Origin of the sequence: Salinivibrio sp. IB574, from assembly GCF_001996205.1 — a bacterium.
Lineage (GTDB): Bacteria > Pseudomonadota > Gammaproteobacteria > Enterobacterales > Vibrionaceae > Salinivibrio > Salinivibrio proteolyticus.
The window spans coordinates 18182-30401 of sequence record NZ_MUFN01000009.1 but is presented as its reverse complement, the minus strand read 5'-3'; the positions used below and the strand labels follow the sequence as shown (position 1 = coordinate 30401).

The window sequence follows — 12220 nt, the reverse complement described above, 5'->3', positions numbered from 1 at the left end:
TATGTATACCCTTCGTCCTTATCAGTCTGACGCCGTCAAAGGTGTGCTTCATTATTTTCGTCGTCACAGCACGCCTGCCGTCGCCGTACTCCCCACAGGCGCAGGCAAAAGCTTGGTGATTGCAGAGCTCGCTCGCATCGCGAAAGGACGCGTTCTCGTACTCGCCCATGTAAAAGAGCTCGTCGAACAGAATCATGCTAAATATGAAGGATATGGGCTAACCGGAGGCATCTTCTCCGCAGGGCTGGGACGAAAAGAATCACACGAAAAAGTGGTGTTTGCCTCAGTACAATCGGTGGTACGCAACTTGGAAGCATTCGCAGATCAGTTTTCGCTGCTGGTTATCGACGAGTGCCACCGCGTACCTGACAATCAAGATAGTAGCTACCGCCGCGTCATTAGCCATTTACAAAGCGTGAATGCCGGATTAAAAGTATTGGGACTCACTGCGACCCCCTATCGGCTGGGTCAAGGCTGGATTTATCAGTATCACACCAGTGGAAAAGTCCGCACCACCGAAGCGCGTTTTTTTCGTGACTGCGTCTTCGAGCTGCCAATTAGCCATTTGCTCGATGAAGGATTTTTAACCCCCGCCCATGTGCTGGATGCTCCCTTACTCAGTTACGACTTTTCGCAAGTCTCTCGCACCGCCAACGGTTACTACCGTGAAGCCGATTTAGAAAAGGTCGTGGCCAATGCACCACGCGCAACGCCGCAAATCATTGAGCAGGTAATGTCCTATGCTAAGCAGCGTCAGGGCGTCATGATTTTTGCCGCGACCGTCAATCACGCGAAGGAAGTGCTCGCGCTACTGCCTCCACAAGAATCCGCCTTGATTATTGGTGATACCCCCGGTCCTGAACGCGATGCGCTGATCCAAGCCTTTAAGCAAAAGCAGCTCAAATACTTGGTCAATGTTTCTGTTCTAACCACGGGGTTTGATGCCCCTCACGTCGATTTAATTGCCATTTTACGTCCAACCGAATCAGTCAGTTTGTATCAACAAATTGCTGGCCGTGGCTTGCGCCTTTCTCCTGGGAAAAAAGACTGTTTAATCCTCGATTATGCCGGCAACGTCTACGACTTGTATCAACCCGAAATCGGCATGCCAAAGCCAGATAGCGACAGTGAACTCGTTACCGTTCCTTGCCCTGCCTGTGGATTTAATAACAGCTTCTGGGGGAAACTCGACGACAATGGTTTTTTGATTGAGCATTATGGTCGTCAATGCCAAGGGTACTTGGACGACGACGACGGCGAACGCGAAATATGTGGTTACCGTTTTCGCGCCAAATTCTGCGATGAATGCGGTGCTGATAACGATATCGCCGCGCGGCGCTGTCATCAGTGTGACAAGCCATTGGTCGATCCGGACAAAAAGCTCCGTGAAGCACTTAAACTCAAAGATGCACTGGTGATGGCTTGTGTGGGGGCACCGGACTTTATCGTCGCGCGCAAACAAGGGCGTTTTTGGCACTTACGCCAAAAGATTTTTGATGTTGATGACTTTCTCTCGCAAGCTCGCCTTGATGCATTGCTTGCCCAAAGTGGCGGCCAACAATTCGCCGATGCCGACCTCTAACGCACGCGATTGCGCCATCCTGCGCGTTATGGCTTGTTTTACCCTCCAAGCAGTGCTAATATCCGCGCTCGTTTTTGGGTACTGAGTTAGGTCGCTACGCTCAGTACTGTATTTTCACTCTAAAGAGAGTTATTAATTATGATGAAATTCGAAGCTGAAGTACGCGCAGAGAAAGGTAAAGGTGCGAGCCGCCGCCTGCGTCATCAGAAGAAATTCCCTGCTATCGTTTACGGTGGTAACCAAGAGCCTGTATCTATCGCACTTGACCACCCAGTTGTTGTTAACCAAATGGACAAGCCTGAGTTCTACGAAGGCATCATCCTGGTTATCGATGGCCAAGAAGTTAAAGTGAAGCCACAAGACATCCAACGTCACCCGTTCAAGCCAAAAGTTGAACACATGGACTTCATCCGCATCTAATTCCTCAGCGAATAATGATGTGATAAAAGGCGCCCACGGGCGTCTTTTTTTATCCTGAGCATTCATGACCTAGCGCAAAAGTAAGGTTTACATGTCATGAAAATGTCATAAATGGAGACCTAGATCAAAAAAGGGAGAATGAACGTGATAACAGCATTCCAATTTGACTATTAAGTTGATTAACTTAGCCTCCCTTTTAATACACATGTTATATCCCACCATGAAAAAAAGCATTTTTGTTGTTGCATTTATGTCCTTGGCGTTAATGTTAACGGGCTGCTCAGCCACCAATACTCTCGTTAAAAAACGTAACCTTGATGTGCAAACCAAAATGAGTAACACCGTCTTTTTAGACCCAGTGGCTCCTTCAAAACGCACCGTGTTCTTACAAATTCGCAACACTTCCGATAAGCCTAATCTCGATATTAAGTCTGATATTAAAGCGAATATTGAAAGCCGCGGATATAAAGTCCTCGACAATCCAGATAAAGCTCACTACATGATCCAAGCGAATATTCTGCAAGTCGGTAAATCAGATCTGCGTGATAGCGAAAACTTCCTATCTCAGGGCTTTGGAAGCGCCGTTGGTGGCGCCCTTGTTGGTGCTCAATTTGGCGGCGGTTCAGGCCGAGGTGCAACATCTCTCGCAGGTGCGGCCATTGGCTTGGTTGCTGATGCGTTGGTTGAGGACGTTTATTATTCAATGATTACCGACCTACAAATCTCAGAGCGCGCCTCTGCAGGTGTCGTAGTAACTGAAGCGCTTGATTCTCAACTTGCGCAAGGCACGAACAGTAAGAAGGTCGTAACATCAACCCAAGAAACACAATGGAAACGATATCAAACACGTGTTCTTTCCACTGCCAATAAAGTTAACCTAGAGTTTGCTGAGGCTGAGCCTGTGTTGAAGCAAGGCTTAGTGCAGTCGATCAGTGGGCTTCTATAAAGTGACTAAGCGCGCTTCACCGAGGCGCGCTTTTATCTCGTCATCTTTTTGACAAATACGACAACAAATAACGCCATCGTAAAGCTGCCAAGAAACGCTTCAAAGGCGGCAATAAAACGCGCCACGCCGTGAGGCGATATATCACCGTAGCCGAGGGTGGTAAAGGTGACAACACTAAAATATACGGCGTTCAACAATTCATAAAAGTATCGCTGCCAACCAGTGACATCCGGATAGATAGGATTGCTTTGTGTGGTGCCAAGGGCAAAATACGCGAGTGCACACGACACTATCACCAGAACCGAAAAGACCACCACGCGCAGCGGATCTTCACCATAACCGCAAAAGAGATCAACAATCTTGGAAAGCCAACGTCGAAAACTCAACTTAGGCATTTGGTAGCGCCGAAACCGCATCTCTTTTTTAAAAAAATACCCAGCGACTTCAAATAACCCCTGCTTTTCGCATTGCTTGCGCACGTTTCGGCAGACTTCTTCGGCCTCTTGAAATAACGATTTTCGCCTTGCCGGATCACGCTCTTTGTAGGCCAGTCGTTCTTGCTTAAGCTCTTTTCCCCAGTCCACATTCTCAAGGCCTGCACGAGCCAGATCAGCGCCTAACAAATTGCTGCCATCTAGCCGTGCACAGTTTAAATTCGCGCGTAGCAAGTTGGCTTTCATTAATGAGGCGCCGCGTAAATCCAATCCAAAGCAATGCGCTTCAGCCATGTTTGCCCGATAAAAATCCGCGCCTTGGCACGAGTAGCCTTCACGACTTCCTCGGTTTACCAAGTCAATGTCAGTCAGGTCAGTTCGCGCAAGTTGAAAGCCATCAAGCGGTTTTCCTGATGCCGCCCATTTTTCCACGTCGGCTTTTACGTCATGACCGCATTTATCAATGTCCGGATCATGCCAATAGCATAGCCCGGACTGTCCGGCTGGCTGATCGCAACACCAGCCTTTGCTGCTTTTAAATGAACAAGTTTGACTGCGCATGCCATCGCCCTCCTTACCTAAGTTTAGAAACACTCGGTAATGGCGCCACTTATGACCAGTGAAATAATCAAAGCCAGAAAGAGAACGATGAGCCCAATGCTTACTGGGTGGGGTCCTCATCATCAAACAATGAGGGTTGTTGCGGGATCGGTTGGGTATTTAAGGCAGCATCACGCATCTGTTTGCGCTTGGCACGCATGATGCGCTCATAACGCTGATGGCAGAGGCGAACAACATTACGTTTTTGTTCATTGGTTAATTCAAACCAATGAAAGCGTTCTTCGCGACTGCGAAAACACCCCTTGCAATAGCCTTTATTATTCACTTCGCAGATGCCTTTGCATGGACTTGGCACCTCGAAGAAATCCAGTTGTTCCACGTCTACCTCCCTGCTCGTCTATTCATTCAAGCGGGCACAGGGCAGAAATGCAAGTTTGGTTAAAACAAGCCTAATTGTGGCAAGGCTAAGGTATCAAACTCTTTACCAATAAACGGCAAAATACCATCGGCAACGGGCTTAAGCTGCTTATCAATATAATGCTGATAATCAATCGGGCTACGCCGGTAAGCAAGGGGTTCGGGGCCATTAACGGTAATCACGTATTCAATCCAGCCACCGCGTTGATACTGCTGAGCGCGTCCACGCTGATGATTTTCGCTATCAGCTAAGCGTGCCGCGCGCACATGGGGAGGCACATTCTTTTGGTATTCCGATAACGGACGACGAAGCCGCTTACGGTACACTAAGCGTTCATCGTGCTCGCCTTTGCTGGTGCTGGTCACCAGCTCACGAATAAACTCGTCCACCTCTTCGCCATCGAAGACGCGTTGATAGAGCTGTTGCTGAAATTGCTGTGCAAGCGGTGTCCAATCGGTTCTCACCGTTTCCAAACCTTTAAACACAATCTCAGCGTGACCCGATTCCCTGTTCACAACGCGACCCGCATATCGCTTTTTACTACCGGTCTCTTGGCCACGAATGGTGGGCATCAAAAAACGCTGGTAATGGGTTTCATACTCAATCTCTAGCGCCGATTCAAGAGCATAAGTGTCTTGTAGGTGCTGACGCCACCAGCTATTAACGTGATCAACCAGCGATTGACCAATAGCATCAGCGTCCTCACTCGCCTTATCACCGCCCAAGGACACAAAGGTAGAATCGGTATCGCCATAGATCACCGCATAGCCTTGTGCCTCAATCAGTTCACGAGTGGTTTTCATAATCTCATGCCCCCGCATCGTAATCGACGACGCTAGTCGGTGATCAAAGAAACGACACCCTGACGATCCTAGCACCCCATAAAACGAGTTCATGATGATTTTTATAGCTTGTGAGAAGGCTTTTTCTCCCGCCTTTTTAGCGCGATCGCGCGCTTGCCATAAATCATCAATCAATGCCGGCAAGTAATGCTTTTCTCGGTGAAACACACCACCGCGAAAGCCGGGCACAATATCGTGCTCCTCGCCTGTTTGTTGTGACTTTAAGCCTTCAACCAGCCCTAGCGGATCAATCAAAAACGTACGAATAATAGACGGGTACAGCGACTTAAAATCCAACACCAACACCGAGTGATAAAGGCCGGGTTTAGAGTCCATTACATAGCCGCCAGGGCTTGCAATCCAACCGTCGCTGGCCAAATTAGGCGCCACATACCCCGAGCGATGTAAGCGCGGGAGATACAAGTTGGTAAACGCAGCAACAGAGCCTCCAACCCGATCTAGCTCGACACCGGTGAGACGCGAGCGCTCAATCATAAAATCAAGCAAATGCGTATGGGCAAAGATGCGATTAACCAATCGGCAGTCTTGCAAGTTATAGGTGGCGAGCGCGACTTTATCGTGATGAAACATGCGATTGATGGACGCCATACGATCATGCGGATCGTCGATGGCCTTTCCCTCACCAAGCAGCGTTTGCGCGACCGACTCAAGCGCCCAAGAGCGAAAACCATAGGTCGCTGTTTTCAGCGCATCAATCCCATCAATGACCACACGTCCCGCCAAACTAATAAAGCCAGACTTATTGGCATTTCCTTCTCGCCAATAGGCACTCTCACCGCCGCGGCCAATACGGAGTGACTTTTGGTGACGCTGCGCACGCTTGACCAGCAAACGGAAATCAAAATCAATGACGTTCCATCCCACCACTACATCGGGATCATAGGTGCTAAACCAGCGCTCAAGCGCCGATAACAAGGCGACTTCGTCGCTAACCCATTCTATCCATGCGGGAGCGTCGGGTTGTGGCGCCCCAACCATAATCACGCGGCTATCCATGTCACTGTCTAAACCAATCGAGTACAGCTGACCTTTTTCTGAGCATTCAATATCCAGTGATACATGGCGTAATTGTGGCGTATACGCCTGCGCCTTTGCTTTACCTTGGGTCACTTCGAGGTAACTTGCTCGCTGACGCGCATTACCGGTAAACAGCAAGCTGCCACAAATATAGCGCTCCATTAGATAGCGATCCGCAAGACGCAAATCCCCTTCATAGAGTGGAATGGCGGCGCCACTTAATACACGTTGCCCTTCTTGGGCGCGTTTGACGGTACTGAAGTAACAGGCGACCAAAGGAATATGTTGAAAGGTCGCCAACGGGACGGTTTTGCAGTAAGCGTGCGGGTCGACAGAAGGAAGCAGTGCTTGTGCACGTTGTTGCTCTTCTTGGGGAATAAAAAAGACGCTTTGTTGATTCTCAATACAGAGTTTAACCGGACCATCAGGTGTAGAGAGCCACAGCACGATGGCACTCGATTCGCCTCGATCACGTTGTTGGCGCGTAATAACGAACCCTTTTTGAACATACGGTTGAGACGTCGTCGATAAAGCCACTATTTAGCATCTAACCCAAGAAATCATACTGAGAGTGTAACAAACCGACAAAAGCACTGTATAGATAAACAGTTTAATTTATTGCTCATCACGCCAAACATTAACCGCGTACCTGTTCACGCGGCGTCGCTCCCATCAAGATGACGCCGATAAAGGCCACACAAGCCGCACTGGCTAAACGCATGTTCATCATCTGACCATCGTCCAACCACACTACGCCAACTAAGGCGAGCACCGCCAGTACCGATAACGTGTGCTTCCACAGCAAAGAAACCTGTGTAGAAAGCCACTGCCAAGGATAAATTATCCCGAGCACCGTCAGGGCTCCAGCAATCATCGCCACTACGGCGCCAGATATCGTCACGGTTAAACCGGGCAACGCGAAAATCAGCAGGGCAATTGCCAGTAAGACACTCAACCGAAAACTGATGCAGAGTTGTTTAGGGTACGCTTCAGTGTGTTCAGACAGCGTCTGCCAATAGTCACGCCATGCCAATCCAGCGACAAGTGCCAAGCCCAACCCTAAACCACTGGGGGCGTACATACCGGGGGCAAATAAATACCCCACACCAGCAAACAACAGCATCATGCCGCCCCAGTGCAACCCTTTGCGTTCTGCCGTCGCCATCAAGCCGTGCACACCTTGAACGCCAGCCATCACCATCAGTGCCAGCGTGCCTAAATCAAGATATCGGCATGCAAACAAGGCGGATGTGACGGCAAGCAACAAGCTCGCGGCCATACGCCAAACATCAGTCGGCTGCGAAAAGAGTGAATCAGGCAATCGCGACGCAGCACGTTTTGGCGGCGCTGGATACATATAGGTTGCATTGGCACAGACGCCCGCTTTGTTGCTCGATAGATAACGCGCCGTCAACCATGCCATGATTGCGCCGCCGGCCAACCACAACGCGGCAAAACTCGCCGAATCCAGGCCTCCCGCCATCCCCCACTGCACAAGGTAGCCATTGGCCGTGATCACCATTAATACCAGCAACGACAGACTCATTTGCTTGACCATGCCCATGAATGGGGCTCCTTATAACCACTTACTCCTGCATAGACCGCGTCATCGCGATATTTCTTTCAACCCCTTCCCTTTATGCAGGGCCGAACAATAAGCCTTCTGATCCGCCATCACGGCTTTGTTGTTATTGACGGACGCGATACAATACGCGTTTGTTCGTTCTCGGGAAGTATGCATGTCAGATCCGAAAAGCAAAGCGCTCAAAAAAATCGCCAAATGCCTTGAGTTAAGTAACTCAGCAAACGTCAATGAGGCAGCGCAGGCGATTAAGATGGCTGAGCGCCTGATGCGAAAACATGGCCTGGACCAAGACGATATCGACTTTATCAGCATGGGGAAAACGCGCTCTGAAACCCTGCTGCCCACCTCGGTGAGTGAACCGATCCTGAAGATCATTCGTGGTATTAATGGTCGATTTGGCGTGGAGTGTGTGCTGATCAACTACAAAGGCTTAAAGCAAGCAGAATTTATTGGTGATGCCGATCGCGCGATATTCGCCGCGTTCGCCTTTGATGTGGTGTATCGCGAGATGAATGAGCATATCGGCCAATTCCGCAACAGTTTTGCCGGTTCGGGCACCAGCACTCAAGAAGTGTCACGCCGTGTGCAATCTTTTACCATCGGCTGGCTAGAAGGGGCGCTGGAGAAACTGCCTCAGCTCGATGCGCGTGACAGCGATGATAAGATCAAAAGCTACATCGACAAAGAGTTCGAAAACATTGATCGAGAAACCTTCAAGCAACAGCTAAAAGCCGCCATGGCCGCCATCACCGACGATTACGAGAAAGGGATGAAAAAAGGACGTCAAGTATCTGTGAGTCGCCCTGTGGGCGGGCAAGGCGAACGAAAACGTCTCACTAGTCAGACAAAATCACGCTAGCTCCCTTCGAATTGTCCGACAACGGTCAAGCCTGGCGCATACTTAAGACAGTTGCGTCAGGTTGGGTCAAATCTCGGTTAAATCTCTTTTTTCCTATTGAGTTACCCACTATCCAGATCTAGCCTAGGGGTGAAGGTCGTTCCAAAAATGGCCGGATAACAACGCATAGTTAATGCGAACAATAATACCTTATCATCCTTATTTAGGAGACAGTGGCATGAAAAAAGTCGTGACAAGCCTAGGCCTACTTTTAGCCGTTGCACCAGCGGCTTATGCACAACAAGATAGCGGTCTATACCTCGGTGGCCGTGTAGGTCCTTCATTCCTTGAAGACAGCTGTGTCTCTGACGCCAACTGCGGCGACTCAGAGCTAGCGGCAGGCGTAGTTACCGGTTATAACTTCAATAACTGGTTTGCGCTAGAAGGTACCTATGACTACCTTGGCCGTTTTGATACCTCATTTGACCAGTCAGGCACAACGCTCAGCGCGGCGGGCGATCTTACTGCGTTAACACTGGCCCCTAAATTTGCCTACCATCTCAAACCGGATACCGCGTTATACGGTAAAGTCGGTGGCGCATGGTGGAACTGGAACAGCAGCGCCGGTGATCGCGATGACGTGTCACTGATGGGCGCGATCGGTGTGGATCACCAAGCGACCGATAACATCAACGTACGTCTTGAATACCAACACATTAATGATATGGACGACGGCTACTTCTCAAGTGTTGACAATAACCTTGTGACCGTGGGTATGACCTACCACTTCGGCCGCACCAGCAGCGAGCCGATGCCTGAGCCTATGGTTGAAGAGCCAGTCATGGCTGAGCCGGAGCCAGAACCACAAATGGTTGCGGAACCACAAACCATCGTCTTGTCAGAAGCGGGCGAAACCGAGTTGTTTGGCTTTGATGAAGCAACCCTTTCTCCACAAGCGGCTGCCTCATTACAACCATTGATCAACCGCCTACTCCAGCACGAAGAAGCGACCGCGACCATTATCGGTCACACCGACAGCAAAGGCCCAGCGGCCTACAACCAAAAACTGTCTGAGCGTCGCGCACAAGCGGTAGCAGATGTATTCGTTGATGCGGGCATCGATGCCGAGCGTTTAACCGTGATGGGTAAAGGTGAGTCCACGCCAATTGCTAGCAATGACACTGTGGACGGCCGCGCGAAAAACCGTCGCGTTGAAGTCACCTCACCTGAGTTTGTCTACGTCGAAGTACAATAAGTCCCTTGGTGACAAGGTGAACTCCCCCTAATCAACAAAGCCACCGTTCATGCGGTGGCTTTGTTTTATTCAATCTAAACAAAATAACGTTGCACGTGGCTCGCTAGTAAGTCTAATTATACCGCTTCAGCGGGATGCTGGCCGAGATGGGTTTTCATCAAATCATCAATCATGACCCGATCTTCATCGCTCACGCCGGCGACGCGTGGATAACGCGGCTGTGCCCGATCATTACAATACGCCGCATCCCACCCCTGAGTGGTGTGTAAAAATTCAGCCGCAAAATCAGACGAATAGCGTAAGCAGCCTGCCATGACCGTATCTATGTACGACTGCGCGATCGGTTTATGCACATCAGGCGCGACACGATCCTCTGCCACATACACATACACGGGCCCTTCAAGCGCAATCCCTTTGGGCAGTGCAATACGAGACGCGTCTAGCGAAAGACGTCGATACCCTGCCTCACGGCGATCAAAGTCAGGCAAAGCATCTGGCGCGATCTTTACTAAGACGCCATTGCACGCGCCGTCTCCTTCCAATACCACTAACGGAGAGATCAATGCTTCACTGACATTGCTCCAATAGCGTTGCAACCCCGATACGGTTACCGGACACGCCCACCCTGACTCTCCGGTCAACGCGCGCGAAGCAGGATTCATTAAACTGCCATAGCCAAACAAGTACATTCCCCAAATAACTCCTTATCAGGTTCACCTTACAGAACGCCAGCATGTGCCTTGCTTTTCTCACCCAAGTTGCCAAAATATCGGCAACGTTGTAAACAAGGAAAGTGATTATGGAACAACTAGATAAGCTGGAAGCTCACTTCAAACGTCTGTCGCATTTTCAGCACCTTGCCGCAATCTGTGGTTGGGATCAAGCCACCATGATGCCCAGCGGAGGCAGTCAAGCCCGTGCCGACGCTATGGCGGAATTGGCACTCTATACCCATCAGCAACTCACTACGCATGAACTGCATGACTGGTTTAGCGCGCTGGATGAGCAGCAAGACCGACTCAATGACGCCCAACGCGCCAGCCTCCGAGAAATGAAGCGTCAGTGGCAACATGCCAGTGTACTCCCTGACACCCTAGTGAAAGCCAAATCTTTAGCTGGTGCAAAATGTGAACACGCCTGGCGACAGCAGCGTCAAAATAACGACTGGGACGGCTTCGCCAAAAACCTTAAAGAAGTAGTGGCACTCGCGCGCGAAGAAGCCCACATCCGAGCCGATCAGAAAAACTGCTCACCCTATGACGCTTTGCTGGATCTTTACGAGCCAGACATGACCGCTGACCGCATCGATGAAGTGTTTGGCGAGCTTAAAACATGGCTACCAGACACCATTCAAGCGGTAGTGGATAAACAAAGCCAGCAAACCACACGGTTGCCCGATGGTCCCTTTGCAGAGGATCAGCAAAAAGCCTTAGGCGAGAAAATGATGGCGCTGCTGGGTTTTGACTTCGAGCATGGTCGATTAGACGTCAGCACTCATCCATTTTGTGGAGGCGTGCCAACCGATGTACGCATTACCACCCGCTATGACGAGCAAGACTTTACCTCGGCGTTAATGGGCGTGATCCACGAAACGGGGCACGCGCGCTATGAGCAAGGTCTACCCAAACACCTTGCCGGCTTGCCGGTTGGCAAAGCGCGATCAATGGGTGTGCATGAGAGCCAAAGCCTGTTCTGTGAAATGCAGCTTGCCCGCAGTGAGGCATTCGCCACCTTGATTTGTCAGCATGCCAAACAAGCCTTTAACCGCCAAGACGACCCGGCTTTCCATGTAGACAACTTCCACCGCGTGCTCACACGTGTCTCACCCGGCTATATCCGTGTTGATGCCGACGAAGTCACCTATCCTGCACACATCATGTTGCGCTACGACATTGAGCGCGATCTTATCAGTGGCAAAATGGACGTCGATCATATCCCTGATCGTTGGGATCATGCCATGCAGCAATACCTTGGCCTCAGCACCGCTGGCAACTATAAAAACGGCTGTATGCAAGATATCCACTGGACCGATGGCAGCTTTGGCTACTTCCCGACCTATACCTTAGGTGCACTATATGCCGCGCAATTGATGCAAACGATGCGTCAGCAAATGGATGTGGACGGCATTATCGCCAGCGGCAATGTCTCACCGATTTTTGATTGGTTGTCTCAACATATCTGGCAACGCGCCAGCACCACCTCAACCGATAATTTACTCAAAGATACCACCGGCGAAACCCTCAACCCCACCCATTTCCGCGACTATATTCAAGGGCGGTATTTGTAAGCTCACAGCAGCTC

11 protein-coding genes are annotated in these 12220 nt (G+C 50.3%); 6 read left to right on the top strand and 5 right to left on the bottom strand.

Features of this window, described 5'->3' with window-relative positions:
- The first annotated feature begins 1 nt into the window (after window position 1).
- From BZJ17_RS06000 to BZJ17_RS05990, 3 genes are all read left to right on the top strand, one after another.
- Complete coding sequence (locus tag BZJ17_RS06000) at window positions 2-1582, top strand: DEAD/DEAH box helicase (protein WP_077640112.1); 1581 nt, start codon at window positions 2-4, stop codon at window positions 1580-1582.
- A 141-nt stretch (window positions 1583-1723) separates the two neighbouring features.
- The gene (rplY, locus tag BZJ17_RS05995; RefSeq protein ID WP_069588543.1) at window positions 1724-2002 is read left to right on the top strand and encodes a 50S ribosomal protein L25; all 279 of its coding nucleotides are present in this window, start codon (window positions 1724-1726) and stop codon (window positions 2000-2002) included.
- Window positions 2003-2222: 220 nt separating this feature from the next.
- The gene (locus tag BZJ17_RS05990) at window positions 2223-2948 is read left to right on the top strand and encodes a complement resistance protein TraT (RefSeq protein ID WP_077457073.1); all 726 of its coding nucleotides are present in this window, start codon (window positions 2223-2225) and stop codon (window positions 2946-2948) included.
- A 32-nt stretch (window positions 2949-2980) separates the two neighbouring features.
- On the opposite strand, the gene BZJ17_RS05985 is transcribed toward BZJ17_RS05990, so the two are convergent.
- The 4 genes from BZJ17_RS05985 to BZJ17_RS05970 form a co-directional block, all read right to left on the bottom strand.
- A complete protein-coding gene (locus tag BZJ17_RS05985; RefSeq protein ID WP_077640111.1) occupies window positions 2981-3943 on the bottom strand; it encodes an ion channel in 963 nt (320 codons plus the stop codon).
- 100 nt (window positions 3944-4043) lie between these two features.
- The gene (locus BZJ17_RS05980; protein WP_077457063.1) at window positions 4044-4322 is read right to left on the bottom strand and encodes a DUF1289 domain-containing protein; all 279 of its coding nucleotides are present in this window, start codon (window positions 4320-4322) and stop codon (window positions 4044-4046) included.
- Window positions 4323-4381: 59 nt separating this feature from the next.
- A complete protein-coding gene (locus tag BZJ17_RS05975) occupies window positions 4382-6778 on the bottom strand; it encodes a DNA polymerase II (protein WP_077640110.1) in 2397 nt (798 codons plus the stop codon).
- A 100-nt stretch (window positions 6779-6878) separates the two neighbouring features.
- Entirely contained in the window at window positions 6879-7805 is a 927-nt protein-coding gene (locus tag BZJ17_RS05970; RefSeq protein WP_077640109.1) for a hypothetical protein, read from the bottom strand.
- Between the two features lie 175 nt (window positions 7806-7980).
- On the opposite strand from BZJ17_RS05970, the gene BZJ17_RS05965 reads away from it, so the two are divergent.
- Both BZJ17_RS05965 and BZJ17_RS05960 read left to right on the top strand, forming a co-directional pair.
- Window positions 7981-8685 carry a DUF2786 domain-containing protein gene (locus BZJ17_RS05965; RefSeq protein ID WP_069588488.1) on the top strand — a complete coding sequence of 235 codons (705 nt, stop codon included), beginning with the start codon at window positions 7981-7983 and terminating at the stop codon, window positions 8683-8685.
- Between the two features lie 217 nt (window positions 8686-8902).
- Complete coding sequence (locus tag BZJ17_RS05960) at window positions 8903-9919, top strand: OmpA family protein (protein WP_069588486.1); 1017 nt, start codon at window positions 8903-8905, stop codon at window positions 9917-9919.
- Window positions 9920-10035: 116 nt separating this feature from the next.
- Here BZJ17_RS05960 and BZJ17_RS05955 read toward each other — a convergent pair whose 3' ends face one another.
- A complete protein-coding gene (locus BZJ17_RS05955; RefSeq protein WP_069588484.1) occupies window positions 10036-10608 on the bottom strand; it encodes a gamma-glutamylcyclotransferase family protein in 573 nt (190 codons plus the stop codon).
- 110 nt (window positions 10609-10718) lie between these two features.
- On the opposite strand from BZJ17_RS05955, the gene BZJ17_RS05950 reads away from it, so the two are divergent.
- Window positions 10719-12206 (top strand): carboxypeptidase M32, encoded by a 1488-nt coding sequence (locus tag BZJ17_RS05950; protein ID WP_077640108.1) that lies wholly within the window; start codon window positions 10719-10721, stop codon window positions 12204-12206.
- Window positions 12207-12220 lie beyond the last annotated feature (14 nt).